This is a genomic window from Arthrobacter sp. V1I7 (assembly GCF_030817015.1).
GTDB lineage: Bacteria > Actinomycetota > Actinomycetes > Actinomycetales > Micrococcaceae > Arthrobacter.
In genome coordinates this window covers 371,422-389,768 of the sequence record NZ_JAUSYS010000001.1, presented here as the reverse complement: position 1 = coordinate 389,768, position 18,347 = coordinate 371,422, and the positions used below count along the sequence as shown (strand labels likewise).

The window sequence follows — 18,347 nt, the reverse complement described above, 5'->3', positions numbered from 1 at the left end:
CGCTGACGGCCCCGCATCCCCCAGAGCCAGAACGCCCGACTAGCGGGAAATATGATTCGTGACCGGCCGGTGGCCGCAGGCAAACCTTCGATTGGTTTGCAGTCACATTTTTTATTTACGCCCGAAGCAACTCAACAGTTGGACCAGTAGTTGGCAAGCTTCCCCAAAGCTAGGGGACTGCATCGGCATCAGAACGGATGGCTCGTTCCGATACCCGGGTCAGGTGCTCGCGCATGAGGGCCTCAACGGATTGGGCTGTTCCATCTGCAAACGCCCTAGCAATGTTTTCATGCTCTTCCACTGCACATACTCCGTCGCGGGCCATGACACTGGAGTATTGGCGTATTCTTCGTAGCTGCGCGCCGAGGTTGTCGGAGATCTGTTCCAGGAAAGGGTTGTCGCAGTGGGTGAAGATGAGCCGGTGGAATTCCCTATCGGACTTGAAGAAGTCTGGCTCGTTCCCTTCACCGGCCAAGAGTGCCTCCTTCTGCTCTTTGACAGCGGCGCTGAGCTTGGCGGCAAGGTCCGCTCCGTGGGCCTCGAATGCCCATCTGGCTGCCAATGATTCAACCATCTCCCGAACCTTAAGGAACTTCTCTAGTTCCATCCCTGACAAGGGCTGGGATACTCGGAATCCTCGGGAAGCTGTACGCTCCACCAAGTAGGCGGCTTCAAGTTTCACCAATGCTTCACGCACGGGAGTCTGCGAGACGTTGAGTTCTCGCGCCAAAGCGTCGATGTTGAGGGGGGCGCCGGGCTGCAGTTGATTCTCTTCGAGCAACGTTCGCAAGGAATTGAAGACAGAATCCCCCAGTCCCTGGCGAGGCACTGGCGCTATGAGAGGCCGCGTTGGGGCGCGCCCCATGGTGCTCTTAAGCGATGTCATGTTGTCCTCCGATCGCTATGCCAAGACCGAATCGGCCTGGCGCTGGTGAACGTATGCAAGGAAATCCTCGATGCACTCTTCATCGGTTTCCATGACCCGTCCAATAAAAGTTTCCGAGAGAACACGCACCGCCGAAATAGCATCATGAGGTAAACGAAGCCTGGCGGCCAGACGTTCCAACGGAACGAACCCGAAAGGTATGTCTTCCGTGAGGTATCGCGTGTCCAGCGTTGACGGAGAGAGGGAACCTTGGAATCCGCTGAATGAGCGCAAACACTCATTGATGGATCTTCCTGCCATGCCTTGGTCTGCATAGAACCTTAACATCCATTCTCTGAGGGTGAGAGTTTCCCCTTGGCATTCCTGCACGATTCGGAGCCGCTCGCGATCAACTGCCAGCAACAGATTCTCGGTTGCCTGTGAGAGGCCCTCATCGTAGAAAGTGAAAGATTTTCCCTTGTCCATTGCCGTGGCATTTGCGATGACAACGGGCGGATGGAGGACATTGTTCGTGTTGGAGAGTGATGTGGTCACCAAGTCCGACGCCACCAGGGTAGGAAAGCAGGGCAGGAAGCTCTCCATGGCCTTGGCACTCAGTTCATCACTAAAGCCGGCAACCGGCAGATTGCGCTTAACCGATGTAACGGTGCATCGTCCCTCGCTCACGCGGCCACCTGCTATGAATCCGGTGGTTTCCGAAATGTTTGGGTTTTCTACTCCTGCCATCCGCAGTGCGTTACGAACTCTGAACGCGCCACCAAAGGATCCTGGGGCCACTAATACGGGTCTTCCCCCGATGATGTCTGCGTGCTTCACGACAGTAACCGGCAGGTCGTTGGCAGTGCCGACCAGCACGAACAAGTCGCTTCCCGAGATCGTGGCGGATACTTCGAGAGCTAGGACCTGTTCTGGCACCAGTCCATCCGCGTAGTGTGGAATGTCTTGGATTTCTGAACCCGCAAGCAGGGCAACATCCCACCCTTCGGGCGCGTTACTGGCTGCGTAGCCTGCGGTGACGATGGCAGCTGAACTGGAACCGACCACTGTAAGTTTCATGGCTCTCTCACGCCCCGACGGAGTTGAAGCGTTTGTGTGAGAACGGCAGAAGTTCCGCGGGGTGCTGCCCGGTGATGACCCACCGGGCGATGAGTTCACTGAAGCCTAGTGAAATGGCGAATCCGTGTCCGCACCAGCCGGTCCCGAAGATGATGTTCGATGCGTTGGCCGGTTGGCCGATCAGTGGGGCGCCGTCGATACAAAATGTCTCCCGGCGAGATCCGTCAACGCTGACAAACTCGGATTTTTCCAAAAACGGGAAGGTGCTGACGGCATCTTGAAGCGTCAGAGCGGATGCTGCGAGCGAACCCAGCAGGTTTCCATTCTCATCGTGTTCCACCGTCTGCCCGCCGGAAAGCATGATGGTGCCGTCGACGAGCTGCTTGACAGCCAGTTTCCGGTTCCGGTGCCCTAGCAGTCCGTTGACTTTCTTGCCATCTGGATTCGAGACGTACATCATCTGGGGAATATGGGACCACATGGGCAGTGTCTCTTCAGCGGCCAGGATCGGCTCCAGGAGAGCGGGGACTCCGGCATTGCAGAAGAGGAGCAGCTGCCTGCCGACAGTAATCGTTTCGCCGGTGCTCAGCGTTACGCCGCTAGCTCTTCCGTCTGTCATGACGACATCCTTGACCAACGAATTTGTGCGTATGGTCGCACCATGGTTTTCCGCTTCGCGGGCAAGAGTACGCGTGGCGAGAGTGTGGTCCGCCACGCCATCATTTGGGCAGTAGCTGCCGCCGGCGATTCCCTTGGCAAGTTCCGGTTCGATCTGGCGCGCGCGTTCAGCATCAACCAGTTCCGTAGGGATTCCCAGAGACGTCTGCACCTGGGCACGGACCCGGAGCTCGCTCTCAATCTCGCCGGGTCGGGTTCCAATGGGAGTCTCGTAGATCTGGATGCCGCCGACTCGCCGGTAGCCGACGCCACCCTCGAACTCCGCTTCAAACTGGGCCCAGCGTTCCTGTGCCCGTGCGACTAGAGGAAGTTCGCGTACGTCTCGACCGGAACCACGGACTCCTCGTTCGCCGGGTCCCCCCGAAGCGCCTGAGGCGATTTCACCTGCTTCGATCAACAAGACGTCCGCCCCCGCTCTGGCGAGGTCAAAAGCGATGGCTGCGCCGTAGATGCCGCCTCCGACAATAACGACGTCGTGGATTACTTCATTCATGGTGTGTCCTCCGTTGTAAGGTCATTAGTTGAAAAGACTCATCCGCTCGCCCTGTTCCAGGTGCGGTTGGACGCCAGCGAAATGGCAGGCGATCTGGTGGCCAGTTGAGGCGTCCGAGCTGATCTGTGGGATGTCGTCGACGCACGAGCGGGGCAGAATCCCGAAGGATGTCGTCTTTACGCCTGCCGCTTCGGTTGTTCGCCCCAGCTCGACAGCGCGTGTGCATCTGGTATGGAACCGGCAGCCGCTGGGGACGGCGGACGCGCTGGGGATAGTGCCGGGCAAGATCTCGATATGCCTGGTTTTTTCGTAGGCGGGATCGGGGATAGTAACAGCTGAAATCAGCCCTACTGTGTAGGGATGGACCGGGCGTTGCCACACGTCCGCCGTATCGCCGTACTCAACCATTGCGCCCAAGTACATGACGCAGGTCTTGTCTGCGATGTACTGCACGAGTGTCAGGTCATGGGTAATGATGATGTAGGTCAGGCCAAGTTTCTTCTGCAGGTCTACCAGCAGATTGATGATCTGTGCCTGGACCGAAACATCCAAGGCACTCACTGGCTCGTCGAGAACCAAGACATCGGGGGAGCAAGAAATCGCTTTCGCAATGGCGACCCGCTGGCGTTGTCCGCCGGACATCTCTTTAGCGAACCGGTCCATGAACTCCGCGCCCAGCCCGACCTGGCTCAGCACCTCAACACACCTGCGATGTCGGTCTTCCCCGGATGTGCCGATACGGTGCACCACGAGTGCCTCGTTCAGGATGGCCTTGACAGTCATCCGTGGGTCCAGGGACGCAAGTGGATCCTGCAAGACCAACTGCACGCGTTTACGCAGTTTCCGCATTTCGCTGTTGCTGATCGCGGCCGTCGACTGCCCATCCACGAGAACGTCGCCGTTTGTTGGACGCAGCAGGCCGACCACGACCCGTGCCAATGTGCTCTTACCGCATCCGGATTCACCCACTATGGCGAGGCATTCGCCCCTGGCGACTGAAACTGAGATGTCATCAACGGCTTTGATGACGTCGTGCTTGCGTCTGAACACGCCGTGGGATTTGCCTTGGAAATGCTGCGAAACGTTTCTGACCTGCACGATAGGTTCGGAATTGGGCATCTGTTCGTGTTCTGCTGGGGCGACGACGTTCAACTGATCTCCTCACTGAAGTGACACGCTGACAGATGCTGAGGTTCAACAGCCCGCAGCACGGGTGGCTCTGTTGTGCACAGCGACCTGTTGCCTTTAAGCGGACAGCGCGGGTTGAAGACACATCCCTTCGGCGGTGCGACCAGACTCGGCGGATCGCCGTGGATGACCCGGAGACCAACGTCTTTCCCTGCATCCATCGTGGGGACCGAACTAATAAGTGCCGCCGTGTAAGGGTGCCGGGGAGATTTGAAAACTTCGGCTACGGAGCCGGTCTCTACCAAGTTGCCTCCGTACATAACGGCTACATCATCGGCGTACCTAGCAACAAGACCTAGGTCGTGGGTCACCAGCAGTATCGCGATGTCCCTCTCTGACTGCAGTCTCCTCAGCAGCGTCAGGATCTGCTGCTGGATGGTTACGTCCAATGCACTAGTGGGTTCGTCGGCCAGCAGCACACTCGGATCCTGCGCCAGCGCCATAGCTATGACAATGCGCTGCTTCATACCCCCGGAGAACTGATGGGGGTACATGTCCAGGCGTCCGGCCGGGTCCGGGATGCTGACCGCGTCAAGCAGCTCGATGGCTTTGCGGCGACCCTCTGCGCGGGAAGTCTTTCCGCCGGCATTCACGGCCTCAATGAGCTGTGCCCCGATGCTTAGGACAGGGTTCAAGGCACTGGCCGGATCTTGGAATACTATTCCAATCTCGTTCATGCGGACGGAGCGAATAACGTCTGCCGAAGCCCCAACCAGCTCGGTACCGCCAATTCTGACGCTTCCGCCGGATATGTCGGCTTTGCCCTTCGGCAATAGCGTCGAGATGGCCCGGAGCAACGTACTCTTGCCGGAACCAGATTCACCAACGATAGCCAAAGTACGGCCAGCCTGGATCTTCAGCGAGACGCCGTGAATAGCCTCGACGGGTCCGTCTGTTCCGAGGTATCGCACGCGGAGATCTCGAACGTGAAGCATCTCCGAAGCCTCAGGCTCGGCGGCTGCCTTTAAAATCACTTTTTCGTGGGCAGCTTTGGCTTTGTCCGCCAGCCTCGCCTGTCTGGCCGCCCGACGCGCCCGCCAGGTAACCTTGCGGGCAAACGTCGGATCGTAAACGGCGCGCATTGCTTCACCCAGGAGGTTGAAGCCGAGGGCAGAAATTGCAAGGAACAATCCAGGGAAAGTGGCCATGTAACTATGCGTTCGGATGTAGGAGCGGGCCTCCCCGAGCATGGTTCCCCACTCCGGTTCGGGAGGCTGGACACCCAGTCCAAGGAATCCCAGGCCGGATGAGGTCAGGAGCGTCGTGGCAAAGAGCAGGCTCGAGAGAGTCAGCATCGTACCTAAGATGTTCGGCATGATGTGTCGAATCACAACTCGTGCCGGAGTGCATCCCAACGAGACACTCCCTTCGATGAAGGGCTCTGCCTTGGTGCTCATGGTGACGGCACGCGCCGTCCGGGCGAAGATGGGGATGGAAACGACGCCGACTGCCAGAATGACGTTCTGGGTGTTGGCTCCGAGGATGGCCACGATGGCCAGGGCGAATATAATGTCTGGGAAGCTGAGCATGATGTCCACCACGCGCATCAGTAAAAAATCAAACTTCTTGCCCAAATAACCGGCGAGCACGCCCAAGGGGATGCCGATGGCTGCCGCTATGGCCACCCCGCCCAAGCCAATTCCCAGTGAAGTGAGAGCGCCCGCCAAAATTCGGCTGAAGACGTCTCTGCCCAGCTGATCAGTCCCGAAAATATGTCCGTTTCCGGGAGGGCTTAGCGTGGATGCCAGATCCTGTTCGTAAGGGTCAAAGGGGGCGGCGATCCTGCCAAGTACGGCCAGCAGGATGCACATGATTACGATGGTCAGGCCGGCTTTTCCCTTGCCCTGTCCCCAGACCCGGGCCATTCCACTCTGTCGCTGCGGGGACGCCACGGCCGAGGACGTTTTCGTCCCGCCGCGGGCTTCTTCTAGCTGTATTCCAAGACTCATGGACAACATCTTTCTGAAATTAGGTGAGTTGCCTGGTTCGCGGATCAAGTGACTTCGACAGGACGTCAACCACGAGGTTAATCAGGATGAAGAAGGCAGCAAACATGAGGATTGAGTACTGGATGACGGGGTAATCGGCTTGCCCTACCGCATCGACAAGCAATCTGCCGATGCCCGGGATGCCGAAGACAGTTTCGGTGACAACTGACCCTCCGAGTAGAGCGCCAAACTGAACACCGGCGATACTGACCGCAGCCACAAGGGCGTTGCGCAGGCCGTGATCCAGCACGACCCGTATCTCGCTAAGACCCTTGGACCGTGCGGTGTCGATGTACTCCTTGTCCATGACATCCAGCAGGCTCGACGTCACCAGGCGCGATATCATCGCGGCCGGTCGAGTGGAAACAACGAGTATGGGAAGCACGAAGTACTCCCACGATTTGGCGCCGCTGGCAGGCAATAGCCCGAGATTCACGGAGAGCCACCAGATGGCGAGTAGTCCGATCCAATAGATTGGCATCGAGATACCCGCCAAGGTTCCGACGGTGACGATGAAGTCCACAAACCGTCCCTGACGCAAGGCGCAGATGATGCCGGTTACGGTCCCCACGAGGAGTCCGAAGGCGAGACCGCCAAAGGCGATTGCTAGCGTGTTGGGGAGTCTTTCGATGAATTCTGTGCTGACGGGACGTCCAGTGCGGAGTGAGGACACGGCGCCTGGATCAAACATGCCCTGCACGAACCTGACGTAGCGTTCGAACATGGGGGCATCCAGGCCCATCGACGCTCGCAGCTGGGCTACTTCCTCGACTGTGGCTGACTGCCCGGCTAGATTCCGGGCAGGATCGCCGGGAATCAGGTCGACGAGGAAGAATACAAGGAGCGAGACGATGATGAGAGTCGGTATTGCCGCGCCGAAGCGTTTGACGATGAACATAGCCCGAGGGTTATTTCACACTGGCCACGTCAAGCAGCATGGTCTCGTCGCCGCGGATTTGAAAGCCGCCAACTGCATTGGACCGGGCCACAGTCTGCTTTTGGTACCAGAGGAAGATGTCCGGTTGATCGTTCCAGACCATTTCCTGGACTTGGCCGTAGATTTCCTTCTGCTTTGCGGTATCAGAGGTAGCGCGTCCCTGCTCAAGGAGCTTGTCGACCTCAGGGTTGTTGTAGCCGGTGATGTTAGTTGAGATCCCTGAGTGGAACAGACGGTAAAGCGTGTAATCCATTCCTTGAGTAGCGCGCCCGACCATGGCACCGCTTTCGTTGCGCTGATCAAGGGGAAGGGCGATGTGCTGAAGGAACGCGCCGAGATCCATGACCTGGGCCGTTGCCTTTACCCCGACTTTTTCAAACGAGGACTTCAGCGCCTGGCAGACCTGCTCGTCCTTGATATAGCGGCCGCGGGGGCAGCGGAGGTCCACGGTCAGCTCGCCTTCGCCGTATCCGGCCTCTTTGAGTAGTTCTTTGGCCCGTTCCGGATCGTAGCCGATGGGTTCGAAAGTCTTGCGAAGCTCATCCTGTGTTCCGGGACCAGGCATCGTGATGGATGGCTCGGCGAGTCCGCCGAGGATGCCGCTGATCATGGAGTTGCGGTCGACAGCAAGGTTTAGGGCCTGGCGGACTTTGGGATTGTCGATGCCCTGCTGGGCTAGGTTTAGTTCGATATTGATGGAGAACATGCTCGGAAGCTGCTCTACCGTGGTGTCGGCGAGGCTCTTGAGCGTCGATACGGATTCTGGTGGGACTCTCTCAACGATGTCCACATCGCCTGTTTCTAGGAGAGCCATGCGAGAGGCGTCCTCAGGTGCAACGACCCATTCGATGCTCGTCAGTGATGCTTTACGGTCGCCCACGTAGACGGGGCTTGGTTTTACGCTGTAGCGTTCGCCGCCGACGTAGTCACTCACGACGTAGGGGCCGCTGCCTACGGGCTTGCGGCCGAATTCTGCACCCAGCTCCTTGGCGGCTTTGACGTTGACGATCAATGCGTTGTTGTTAGCCAGTAGGGAGAGCATATGCCCGTTGGCTGAGGCCAGCTTTATCGCAACTGTGTTTTCGTTGACCGCCGTTACTTCTTTGATGGTCGAGAAGAGCCCGAGATACGGCGACTTGGTGGCGGGGTCGAGGAGCCGGCTGAATGAAGCGGCTACGGCGGCAGCGTCGACAGGATCGCCGTTGCTGAATTTGTGTCCCGACTTAATTTTCACGGTAAGCGTCAAACCATCGGGACTGTACTCGTGGCTGTCGGCCAGCTCGGGCACAACTTTGTTCTCTGCGTTTAAGGTGAAAAGGCCCTCAAAAACAAGGTGAGTGATGGAGTTGGCGGAAGGCAGCTGGGTGAAATGCGGATCGAGGGTTTGCACTTCCGCGGCGGCGCCGATGCGCAGGATGCCGGCTTTGGTCGAGGTGCTTTGCGCAGGACCTGCGCATCCAGAGAGAGCTAATGCACTCGCCAGGGCTGGGATGAGAAGGAAAAGTGGCTTTCTACGCACAGTGAAGCTCCTTAGACCGTTTTGCTTGGACTCTCAGGCCGTTACGGGGAAAGCGACTTCCCTGAGGCGAAATCGTATATCGTACTTCCGATATTAGGAAGAGGTTGTTTCCTTCGAACGATTGCGGAGTTTCACGCGTGTAACGAGTTCGCTGTCGCGTGGCCGCGCGCTGGTTCGTAGCCGCAGAGTGAGATCGGGGGGGTCTTGGACCCTATGCTCCACCAGCGCCCTATCTCAACGAGAGTAGGAGCCCCTTGGGAGAACGGAAGATCCCCGGACTTAAGGAGGCACGATTATCGATCTATAGAATCGCTTGACATTCCGCATTGTGCATCTCAGACTGCGACTGGCGCCATATGGGCGATCACAGCAACTGAGGAGGCCCCTTGCTCCAGCAGCGCGAAACGGTCATCGGATGAGGCATCTTGTGCTCAGGCTTTTCCAGGTTCCGGCAACGGCTCCGATAGCTTCGGTCTTGATGGCCAATCCGCCGATTCCAGCCGACTCGTACTCGTGCATCGGACCCCGTTGAAGGAATGGATGGCTATTTCCAAGCCATAACCCACAGCGATGTCACTCTTGCCCCTATCGGCAAATTGATTCGCAATTTATCGTCGACGGAACACAGAACGAACTGCTCATGTCCAGGTTTTCCCAGTCCGATTCTGCGAGAGGGACACATCACCACCTGCCCGTTCCGAATTCCGTTGTCCCTTTCGTCCGCATCGACACCTGTCGGCCGCCATTAAGGTCGTTAGCGGCGCCGCCAAGTACACGGGCGTCGTAAGGAAGCGTTCGGGGGATCCGGAGCCATGCGGCAGCAGCGCATCTACGACTTCGAGAATGACAGCTCGTACCTTGACTTGATAGGAATCCTGTCAGAAGACGCAGCCGCACTGTTCAAGACCACTGTCACACGCTCCGCGGATGAAAGTGACGAGATCTCTGCCGGTGCCGGAATCGGGCACTTCAGCTTGGTACTCGGTATCAGCCAGGGCATCGTCGGTGGGCCCTCCAAGCTGACCGAATCGATCGCTGGCTCGCTGCACGACCGCCTCCACCTCCGAGCCGCAGTGCAAGAGGTCGTGCACAGTAAGAACTCCGGTGTCGCCCGTTACACCCAAAGCGGTGTTGACCGTGAAGTGGAGGCCCGCACAGTCGTCCTTGCGAGCACCGCTGGTGTGTCGCACAAAATAGGCGCAGACGTTCCGGAGAACCTGCGGGGGCGGCCGTCGCGATCACCCGGATCGTCGGCTACTCGCAGCGACGGCCGCCCCGTTGCTTGAACATCTCCAGGCCAAGACGATCCCGCACTGTCTCGAACCCTGACAGGAACCCCGCCACAGGCGCGCCACGCCGTCCTCGGTGCGAACCGGTCAGCCCTTAAAGGCTCCTTCAGAAGTACCCTCGGTAACCCAGCGCTGCGACAGGTAATAGATCGCCATTACCGGGATTGCGGAGATAACCGCCGCGGCCATGATGGGGCCGTACTGTTGCGCATCGCCGGTACTGGAGGTGCTGGACTGCGACCGGTGCTGTCATGACGTCGGGAAGGTGAGTGCAAGAACAGTTCACCCCAGGCCATGGTGAATGCCAACAACGCGGCGGTGGCCAGGCCGGGGGCTGACACCGGCAGCAGGATGCAAAGGAGGGTCCGCATCGGCGTCGCTCCATCAAGTGACGCCGCCTCCTCCAAATCCGGCGGGAAATCGCGGAATTGGCCCAGCAGCAGCGAGGTGCAGAGCAGTACGGCGAAGGTGAGATAGGCGACCACGAGACCCATGAGAGTGTCCGCGAGTCCAAGGCCGCCTACGACCACGCTGAGTGGGATAACGAGCAGGACCATCGGCGTGAGGTAACTGAACAGGATGAGCTGGCTAGCCACTTTCCTGCCCGGAAATTGGATCCGGGCGATCCAGTAGGCGGCCAGTTTGCGAAACAAAGGCGCTAAAGGTGATGCTCGACGCCTGAGCATTGAGTTCACACCGAGCCGACGACGGCGGGAGCTTGGGCTCCCGCCGTCGTCCTCTTCAACCCGCTGCGGGCATGTTAACCTGCTGCGGGCATGTGGTCAGTTTTTGACGACCTCCAGCTCAATCACAGCCCAGGACAGCGCCGGCAGCGTTGCCCGGAGTTCGGAGCCGCTCGCCTTTGCCCCTTCCAGCGGCTTGAGCCCAACCTGGTCCGGACTGCCTTGGGTATTGACCGTGAAACGGTTCCCGCCTTCGGGGATTTCCAGGACCTCGGCGCGGAGCACCCGACGGGCATCAAACCCGCGAAGTGCGACTTCAATGTCTGCCGCTTCCTCGAGGCCGCGGTTTGCGAAGAAGAGCGCCACGCGGCCCGTTTCCTCGTTCCAGGTCGCACTGACATCCACAAGGTCGGTGCCGCCGAAGCGGGCATTTTCGTACTTGTCCGAGTCAACGGACAGGCGCAGGATCTGGCCCTTCGCCAGTTCGGCCATGCGCGCGAAGGGGTGGAAGATGGTCTGCCGCCAGGCCGGGCCGTTTTCCTCGCTGAGGATCGGGGCGATGACGTTGACCAGCTGTGCCTGGTTGGCGATCTTGACCCGGTCCCCGTGGCGGAGCAGCGAGTTGAGCAGGGTACCGACGACGACGGCGTCCGTCACGTTGTACTTGTCCTCAATGACCCTGGGGTGCTCACGCCAGCCGGCCTTGGCCACCTGGTGCGGCTGGTCCTCGGTATCGAGGCCGCGCTGGTACCAGACGTTCCACTCGTCGAAGGACAGGTCGATGTGCTTCTTGTGCTTTCCCTTCGCCCGGACGGCATCGGCAGTTGCGATGACTGATTCGATGAAATAGTCAGTGTCCACGGCGCTGGCGAGGAAGCTGCCGACGTCGCCCTCATGCTCCTGGTAGTAGGCGTGCAGCGAGACGTAATCCACTTCCTCGTAGGCGTGGGTCAGCACTGTCTGTTCCCAGGCTCCGAACGTAGGCATTCCGGAGTTGGAGCTTCCGCAGGCCACCAGTTCGATGTCCGGGTCCACGAACCGCATCGCCTTGGCGGCTTCCTGGGCCAACCGACCGTACTCTTCCGCGGTCTTGTGGCCGATCTGCCAGGGTCCGTCCATTTCATTGCCGAGGCACCACAGCTTGATGTCGAACGGGTCCTTGTGCCCGTTCTTGGCGCGCAGGTCCGAAAGATAGGTTCCTCCGGGATGGTTGGCGTACTCCACGATCTCGCGCGCCGCATCCACTCCCCTGGTGCCCAGGTTGATGGCTTCCATGATTTCGGTCCCCGCCTGGCGGGACCAGTCCACGAACTCGTGCAGTCCGAAGGCGTTCGTCTCCAGGGTGTGCCAGGCGCCGTCGAGCCGCCGTGGGCGGTTTTCCCGGGGACCTACCCCGTCTTCCCAGTTATAACCGGACACGAAGTTGCCGCCGGGGTAGCGGATCACAGTGGCTCCGAGTTCCTTGACGAGCTTGAGCACGTCCTGGCGGAAACCGTTTTCGTCGGCCTCCGGGTGGCCCGGTTCGTAGACTCCGGTGTAGACGCAGCGGCCCATGTGCTCCACGAAGGAGCCAAAAAGGCGGCGGGGCACTTCCCCGATGGTGAAGTCTCGGTCCAGGGTGATTCGTGCGCGGGACATATGGGGTATCTCCTTTTGGTTGAACAGGTTCGTAGGAAGTAATCAAGGCTCAGGTTCAGGTGCCGGCGAGTCCGGTCGTCGCAACGCCCTTGATGATCTGGCGCTGGAAGAACAGGAAGACCAGGATGAGCGGCAAGGCCGCGAGCAGTGCGGATGCCATGTTTTGCGCGTACTGAATGCCGTAGGCACTCTTGATGGTCTGCAACCCCACCGGAAGGGTCAGGATGGAGCCATCGTTCGTGGAGATGAAGGGCCATAGGAAGTTGTTCCACGCGCTGATAAAAACGAAGATCGCGACGGCGGCGAGGATGGGGCGTGAGAGCGGCAGGATGATTTGGAGGAAGATTCGCATCCGGCTGGCACCATCCATCACCGCAGCTTCCTCAAGTTCACGCGGAATCTGATCAAAGAACTTCTTGAGCACAAACACCATGGCGGGGTGGATGACCTGCGGCAGGATGACGGCCCAGGCCGTGTCGATCATGTGGAGCGCCACCATCTGATAGAACAGCGGAATCATCAGCACTGGCGGCGGGATGATGATGGAGGCGATGATCACCGTCATCAGGACCTTTTTGCCCCGGAAATCTATCCGGGACAAGGCGTAGGCAACCAGCGCGGAGATGACCAGCGTGATCGCTGTGATGGCGGCCGAGGTATAGAAGGAATTCCACGTCCAAAGCGGGATATTGCCGTCTTGGAACACCTTGACGAAAGCATCCGCCGTAAAGCCCGACGGCGGGATCCAGCTGACCGTCGGCGCTGCGGCGTCGGCCTCGCTCTTGAAGGCCGTAACCGTGGCCCAGGCGAAGGGAACGAGCCACAGGACTGCTAGAAACGCCGCGACCGCTGTCACGGCGGCCTTGCCGGCCGTGATTTTCCTGCGGGGTTTGCGGATCTTTGCTGCGCTGGCGGTGTGCGGAGCGGGGCGGGTGAGTGTCTGGGTTGCCATGGTTATGCACTCCTGCGGCGCGTGATGACGAACTGCATGACCGAGACGATCACGATCAGCCCGAAGAAAATGTAGGAGACGGCTGCGGAGTAGCCCAGCCGGTAGCCGGTGAACCCGGTTTCGAAGATGTACTGCACTACCGGCCTGGTGGAACCGCTGGGGCCGCCAGCCGTCATCTGGTACACCTGATCAAAGATTTTCAGTGATGCCAGGATCTGGAGGAGGACGATCATCACGGTGGTCGGCGCCAGCTGCGGCAGGGTTATGGAGAAGAACTGTCGCCAGGCTCCTGCCCCGTCCAGCGATGCCGCCTCATAGTGCTGGTGGGGAATGTTCTGCATAGCCGCCAGGTACAACAGAAAGTTGAATCCGACCGTCCACCACAGCGTGGCGATGACGATGGCCCACATCGCCACATTCGGGTCGTTCAGCCAGGCCACCTTTGGAAGCCCGATTTTCGACAGGGAGTCGTTGATCAGCCCCAGCTGCGGGTTGTACATCCAGGTAAAGAAGAGTGAGACGACTGTCGAGGCCAGCAGGTACGGAGCAAAGTAGGAGAGCCGCCATAGCCATTGCGCAGGCAACCCCACGTTAAGCAGTGCGGCCATGACCAAGGCAACGATCACCAAGGGAACCGTGCTTATCACCGTGAAGTAGAGCGTGTTGCCCAGGGACCGCCACATGGCCGTATCGGCCAAGGCTTCAGCGTAGTTGGCCAAGCCAATCAGGCTGTCGTTGGCGCCGGTAAGAGACTTGCCTGTCAGGCTCATGACGAAGCCGTAAAGAAGGGGCCAGACAAGGAAGATCAGGAAGAACGCCAGGAAAGGGGCGGCGAAGCCCCAGCCGGTCAGGTTGTCCCTGCTTCGACGGGACGGGGCGGGGCGGAACTGGCTTGGGGAGGTTGCCGTACGCTCAGCGGTCCGGCGGGATGTTGCTAAGGAACTCATCAGGGACTCCTTTGTCACTCGGGGGGCTCAGACCGGGTTGGGCCGGGAGAGAAGTGTGTTGGTGCGTTGCACGAAGGCGTCCCAACCGTCGGCTGCCTTGTCGCGGCCGAGGAGTACGTTCTGCACGTTTTCCGCAAAGTAGGTTTGCCAGTCCGAGCCGGAGCCGCTGAACCAGGATTCCGGGTCGTAAGCGATAATGTCCGCCGCGTTGGCGTAATGAATCTGAGGGGTAAGTTCCCGGTACGCCTGTGACTGCACAATCGGCTGATAGGCCGGAATGTGTCCGGCTTCCGCCCAGGACAGCGATCCCTTGAGGACATCGCTCACGAACTTGTACACGCTGCGCCGCTTCTCGTCGTCGTCGTTTAGTTGCCGCGGCAGGACAAAGGAATGTGAGTCGGCATAGGCTGCCGGCGTCCCGTAGAGCGTGGGGATGGTTGCCGCATCGACCGGCAGACCGGCCTTCTTGAGGGTGGGAAGTTCCCAGACGCCGCTGAAGAGCATGCCTGAACTGCCGCGGGCAAATTCGGCGATGCCCGTACTAATGTCCCCGCTCTGTGCGGCTATTGTGTCGTCGAACAGTGACGCCATGAATTCCAGGGACTCGATCGCCGCATCCCTGTCGGCCTTCATCGACTGCCCCGGGGTGAGCTCCATGTCTACACCGTGCTGCTTGTAGAGGGTGTAAAACAGACGCCACATCTGGGATCCGCTGCCAAGGTAGCCGAAGGAAAGGCCGTGCGCCTGCGTCACCTTCTGCATCTCGCGGGCCATCGAGAGGAACTCCTGTGGAGAGCCCACGTCCTGCAGCTGCCCGTTGGGGGTGAGCACTCCAGCTTTGCCGGCAACCTCGGTGTTGTAGAACATGACGAAAGGGTGGGAATCCAGGGCGATGGAAAAAACCTGGCCGTCGTGCTGGCTCTTGTCCCAGATCCTCGGTGCGAAGCTCTCCGCCGTCACCCCGTGTTCTGCCAGCAGGGACATGTCCCACGGGTCGATGAGTCCTCCGGGGGCGTAACCGGGAACCCGGCTGGCGTGCATGATGGCCAGTTCCGGCGGGCGTCCTCCGGCTGACGCCATCGCCAGCTTTGTGTAGTACGGAGGCCCCCACGCCAGGACGGTGGGATGAACGGTGAAACCGGGATTTCCCTCGTTCGCCTGCCTGATCATTGCCTGCATCTTGATGCCGTCACCGCCGGACAGGAGATGCCAGAACGCAATGTCCTGCACGGCCGCTGCCGAGGCGCTACCGCCGCAGCCTGTGAGGCCGGCCGCCGCGAAAACGCTGCCAAGGGCCGCCGAACCTGCCAGTAACTGCCGCCGGGTCACTTGTTTCCCGGCAAAAAAGTCAATCTGCTTCACCCGTCACTCCTTTGGATGGGTCCGCTGAAAAAATCCTGATGGCACAAAACACTGCCGTTCCTGAGCGCTGAGTCCCGGGAGTGGCAGGGGCGATGTGACGCGGGACTCACATTACATCGATGTAAAAGTCGTCGCAAGGGAAAATTGTTAGCGTGAACAAGATGATGCAGCAGTCTCGCTTAAGTGCAGTCCCGTTTAGGCGCGGGTGCTGTCCCGCTCCACGATTCTGTAGTCGACGGTGACCACCCTCTGCTCGCCGGTACGGTCTGCCATCCGCTCGGTGAGCAGGCGCAGGGCTTCGCTGGCCACCCGGCGCTTGTCGAAGGAGACAGTAGTGAGGGATGGCACGGCATATTGCCCGTCGGCGATGTCGTCGAACCCTGCCACGGCGACGTCGCCGGGAACGCTGATTCCCCTGTTCCACAACACGCTCATAGCGCCGATGGCCATGGAGTCGGTGAAGCAGAACAGCGCCTCGGGGAGCGGGCGGGAGTCCAGATAGGCGGCGAGCGCGCCGGCGGCCGTCTGCGGTGTCCACTTTTCGCACGGGATGAGCAGTGAGTCGTCCCGGTCAATGCCGAGCTCTTCGAGCGCGGCGTGGTAGCCGCGCGTCCGCAGGATAGCTGCGGCGGAGCCTCGGCCTTCGGCGGTTCCGAGCACGGCAATACGACGCCGGCCGGTCCTGGCAAGGGTCAGGGTCATGTCACGGGCGGCAGCAACGCTGTCCACCCACACACGGTCGGCCAGTTTTTGGGACACCTCACCCAGCAGAACCACCGGGGGCAGCGAGACGCCCACCTTCACGGCACTCTCGTCCAGCACCACCGGGTTGAGGATCAGGCCATCAATGAGGTTGGACCGCGCGCGGGACATCAGTTCGTATTCGCGCCGGGGATCGGCCCCGGTTTCCTCGATCTGAACGCTCCAGCCCTGCTCGTGGGCAACTTCCACCACGTTGTGCGCAATCTCGGCCGAGTAGGGAGTCGCCAGGTCCGGCAGCGCCAGGGCGATAACGCCCGTCCTGCCGTTGCGCAGTCCGCGGGCGGAGAGGTTGGGCACATAATCCAGTTCGAGAATGGCCTGCTCCACCTTGAACCTGGTGGAGCCACTAACCGGAACGATTCCGTTCATCACGTTCGAGACAGTCTTGGGTGAAACGCCGGCGTGACGGGCGACGTCCTTGACCGTTGCGCGCACTGCTCCCCTCCCAAGGCCTTCTGGGCCAAAGCCAGCAGCCAATGGCTGCTGCTGCGGATGACCTGCTGACGATGTTACCTCCCGCCTGGGCAGGCGCCGACGGAAGCGTCTTGACAGGAAAATTGTTAGCGCTCACAGTTGAGCGAAACGTAACTTCACCGGAAAGCCGAGTAAATGAAGAACTGGGCAGGAAATCTCAATTACTCATCAGTGGACGTCTTGCGCCCAGCGTCGGTGGCTGAGCTCGCCCAGCTGGTGGCCCGCGCCGGCCGGGTCAAGGCCCTGGGATCGCGGCACTCCTTCAACCGTATCGGGGACACGGAGGGCGTGCACGTGTCGCTGGACGCCCTGCCGCAGCAAATCGAACTGGATTCAGCACGGCAGACGGTCCGCGTCAGCGGCGGAGTGAGCTACGGTGTCTTGTGCCGCACGTTGCAACAGTCCGGCGTGGCCATCCACAATCTGGCGTCGCTGCCCCACATTTCCGTGGCAGGGGCAGTCCAGACGGGAACCCATGGCTCTGGTGTGAACAACCCCTCCCTGGCCGGAGCGGTGGAGGGCATTGATCTGGTCCGACCCTCCGGCGAGCAGGTATCGCTGTCCCGCGCGGACGGAGAGGAGTTCCTCGGCAGCGTAGTGGGCCTGGGCGCTCTTGGCATCGTCACCGGCCTCCGGCTTGCCGTCCGGCCAAGTTTCAGCATGCGCCAGCGTGTTTTGGAAAACCTGCCGTGGGAACGGGCGCTGGCGGACTTCACACAGCTTGTGTCCAGCGCCTACAGCGTGAGTCTCTTCACCGATTACGTAGGCGATTGCATCAGCCAGGTCTGGCTCAAGGCGCTGGACTCGGAGCCTCCCATCGCTGAACTGTTCGGCGCCACGGCTGCCATCCGCCCGCGGCACCCGCTGCCGGGGATGTCGGCCGAGAACTGCACAGCCCAGATGGATGAGCCCGGGCAATGGCTGGACCGGCTACCGCACTTCCGCCACGAGTTCACGCCCAGCAAGGGTGAAGAACTGCAAAGCGAATTCATCCTGCCGCTGGAACAGGCACCTGCCGCACTCCAGGCAGTGCGGAGCCTGGCGGACCAACTTGCGCCCCTGCTATTTGTCTCCGAAATCCGGACCGGCGCCGCAGACGAATTCTGGCTTAGCCCCTTCTACCGGCAGCAGAGCGTTGCCCTGCACTTCACCTGGAAGCCGCTGCAGCCGCAGGTGGAAGCCGTTCTTCTCCAGCTCGAAGACCTGCTTCGGCCGTTCGGGGCCAGACCGCACTGGGGCAAGCTTTTCACGCCCGGCGGTCACGACTGGGAGTCCCTCTACCCCCGTCTTACGGACTTCCGTTCGCTGACATCGGCGCACGATCCGGAGGGAAAATTCCGCAACGGGCTGCTGGACAGCATTCTCGGCGTCCCGGCGGTGAGCTCACGCTAAGCGGTTGGCGGACCGACGAAACCCCGCCGGCCCGCTTGCAGGGCGGGAATGGATGCCCCCGCCGTACCGGCGCACCGACTCGCTGCCGCGTAGACGAGAAATG

The 18,347-nt window shown here is 60.2% G+C and carries 15 protein-coding genes; 2 read left to right on the top strand and 13 right to left on the bottom strand.

Annotated elements, in window-relative coordinates; translation table 11 throughout:
- Positions 1–169: 169 nt before the first annotated feature.
- Genes QFZ69_RS01785 through QFZ69_RS01755 form a run of 7 tightly spaced genes read right to left on the bottom strand, consistent with a single transcriptional unit; the run spans position 170 to position 8,745 of the window.
- Entirely contained in the window at positions 170–865 is a 696-nt protein-coding gene (locus QFZ69_RS01785) for a GntR family transcriptional regulator (protein ID WP_306919563.1), read from the bottom strand.
- A 36-nt stretch (positions 866–901) separates the two neighbouring features.
- Positions 902–1,942, bottom strand: coding sequence for an NAD/NADP octopine/nopaline dehydrogenase family protein (locus tag QFZ69_RS01780; protein WP_306915201.1), 1,041 nt, complete (start codon positions 1,940–1,942; stop codon positions 902–904).
- Positions 1,943–1,949: 7 nt separating this feature from the next.
- The gene (locus QFZ69_RS01775; RefSeq protein WP_306915199.1) at positions 1,950–3,113 is read right to left on the bottom strand and encodes an FAD-binding oxidoreductase; all 1,164 of its coding nucleotides are present in this window, start codon (positions 3,111–3,113) and stop codon (positions 1,950–1,952) included.
- Between the two features lie 24 nt (positions 3,114–3,137).
- Positions 3,138–4,265 carry an ABC transporter ATP-binding protein gene (locus QFZ69_RS01770; RefSeq protein WP_306915197.1) on the bottom strand — a complete coding sequence of 376 codons (1,128 nt, stop codon included), beginning with the start codon at positions 4,263–4,265 and terminating at the stop codon, positions 3,138–3,140.
- Positions 4,262–6,250, bottom strand: coding sequence for a dipeptide/oligopeptide/nickel ABC transporter permease/ATP-binding protein (locus QFZ69_RS01765; protein ID WP_306915196.1), 1,989 nt, complete (start codon positions 6,248–6,250; stop codon positions 4,262–4,264). The genes QFZ69_RS01770 and QFZ69_RS01765 overlap by 4 nt, the downstream gene beginning before the upstream one ends.
- A 19-nt stretch (positions 6,251–6,269) precedes the next feature.
- Positions 6,270–7,187 carry an ABC transporter permease gene (locus QFZ69_RS01760; RefSeq protein WP_306915194.1) on the bottom strand — a complete coding sequence of 306 codons (918 nt, stop codon included), beginning with the start codon at positions 7,185–7,187 and terminating at the stop codon, positions 6,270–6,272.
- A gap of 10 nt (positions 7,188–7,197) precedes the next feature.
- The gene (locus QFZ69_RS01755) at positions 7,198–8,745 is read right to left on the bottom strand and encodes an ABC transporter substrate-binding protein (RefSeq protein ID WP_306915192.1); all 1,548 of its coding nucleotides are present in this window, start codon (positions 8,743–8,745) and stop codon (positions 7,198–7,200) included.
- A gap of 812 nt (positions 8,746–9,557) precedes the next feature.
- On the opposite strand from QFZ69_RS01755, the gene QFZ69_RS01750 reads away from it, so the two are divergent.
- The gene (locus QFZ69_RS01750; protein ID WP_306915190.1) at positions 9,558–10,031 is read left to right on the top strand and encodes an FAD-dependent oxidoreductase; all 474 of its coding nucleotides are present in this window, start codon (positions 9,558–9,560) and stop codon (positions 10,029–10,031) included.
- A gap of 158 nt (positions 10,032–10,189) precedes the next feature.
- Here QFZ69_RS01750 and QFZ69_RS01745 read toward each other — a convergent pair whose 3' ends face one another.
- From QFZ69_RS01745 to QFZ69_RS01720, 6 genes are all read right to left on the bottom strand, one after another.
- Positions 10,190–10,687, bottom strand: a complete 498-nt coding sequence (locus tag QFZ69_RS01745; protein WP_306915187.1) for a carbohydrate ABC transporter permease — start codon at positions 10,685–10,687, stop codon at positions 10,190–10,192.
- Between the two features lie 129 nt (positions 10,688–10,816).
- A complete protein-coding gene (locus tag QFZ69_RS01740; RefSeq protein ID WP_306915185.1) occupies positions 10,817–12,355 on the bottom strand; it encodes an alpha-N-arabinofuranosidase in 1,539 nt (512 codons plus the stop codon).
- Between the two features lie 55 nt (positions 12,356–12,410).
- On the bottom strand, positions 12,411–13,307 hold the full coding sequence (locus QFZ69_RS01735) for a carbohydrate ABC transporter permease (protein ID WP_306915183.1): 897 nt from the start codon (positions 13,305–13,307) through the stop codon (positions 12,411–12,413).
- Positions 13,308–13,309: 2 nt separating this feature from the next.
- Positions 13,310–14,254: a carbohydrate ABC transporter permease gene (locus QFZ69_RS01730; protein ID WP_306915181.1), complete on the bottom strand. Its 945-nt coding sequence runs from the start codon at positions 14,252–14,254 to the stop codon at positions 13,310–13,312.
- A 27-nt stretch (positions 14,255–14,281) separates the two neighbouring features.
- The gene (locus QFZ69_RS01725; RefSeq protein ID WP_306915180.1) at positions 14,282–15,616 is read right to left on the bottom strand and encodes an extracellular solute-binding protein; all 1,335 of its coding nucleotides are present in this window, start codon (positions 15,614–15,616) and stop codon (positions 14,282–14,284) included.
- Between the two features lie 195 nt (positions 15,617–15,811).
- The gene (locus QFZ69_RS01720; RefSeq protein WP_306915177.1) at positions 15,812–16,813 is read right to left on the bottom strand and encodes a LacI family DNA-binding transcriptional regulator; all 1,002 of its coding nucleotides are present in this window, start codon (positions 16,811–16,813) and stop codon (positions 15,812–15,814) included.
- 174 nt (positions 16,814–16,987) lie between these two features.
- Between QFZ69_RS01720 and QFZ69_RS01715 the strand changes: the two genes are divergently transcribed.
- On the top strand, positions 16,988–18,244 hold the full coding sequence (locus QFZ69_RS01715) for a D-arabinono-1,4-lactone oxidase (protein ID WP_306915175.1): 1,257 nt from the start codon (positions 16,988–16,990) through the stop codon (positions 18,242–18,244).
- Positions 18,245–18,347 lie beyond the last annotated feature (103 nt).

What these genes read in the sequence shown, in the direction of transcription:
- QFZ69_RS01785 (WP_306919563.1), bottom strand. Translation starts at nt 865, where the DNA reads ATGGGGCGCGCCCCAACGCGGCCTCTCATAGCGCCAGTGCCTCGCCAG.
- QFZ69_RS01780 (WP_306915201.1), bottom strand. Translation starts at nt 1,942, where the DNA reads ATGAAACTTACAGTGGTCGGTTCCAGTTCAGCTGCCATCGTCACCGCA.
- QFZ69_RS01775 (WP_306915199.1), bottom strand. Translation starts at nt 3,113, where the DNA reads ATGAATGAAGTAATCCACGACGTCGTTATTGTCGGAGGCGGCATCTAC.
- QFZ69_RS01765 (WP_306915196.1), bottom strand. Translation starts at nt 6,250, where the DNA reads ATGAGTCTTGGAATACAGCTAGAAGAAGCCCGCGGCGGGACGAAAACG.
- QFZ69_RS01760 (WP_306915194.1), bottom strand. Translation starts at nt 7,187, where the DNA reads ATGTTCATCGTCAAACGCTTCGGCGCGGCAATACCGACTCTCATCATC.
- QFZ69_RS01750 (WP_306915190.1), top strand. Translation starts at nt 9,558, where the DNA reads ATGCGGCAGCAGCGCATCTACGACTTCGAGAATGACAGCTCGTACCTT.
- QFZ69_RS01740 (WP_306915185.1), bottom strand. Translation starts at nt 12,355, where the DNA reads ATGTCCCGCGCACGAATCACCCTGGACCGAGACTTCACCATCGGGGAA.
- QFZ69_RS01735 (WP_306915183.1), bottom strand. Translation starts at nt 13,307, where the DNA reads ATGGCAACCCAGACACTCACCCGCCCCGCTCCGCACACCGCCAGCGCA.
- QFZ69_RS01730 (WP_306915181.1), bottom strand. Translation starts at nt 14,254, where the DNA reads ATGAGTTCCTTAGCAACATCCCGCCGGACCGCTGAGCGTACGGCAACC.
- QFZ69_RS01715 (WP_306915175.1), top strand. Translation starts at nt 16,988, where the DNA reads ATGAAGAACTGGGCAGGAAATCTCAATTACTCATCAGTGGACGTCTTG.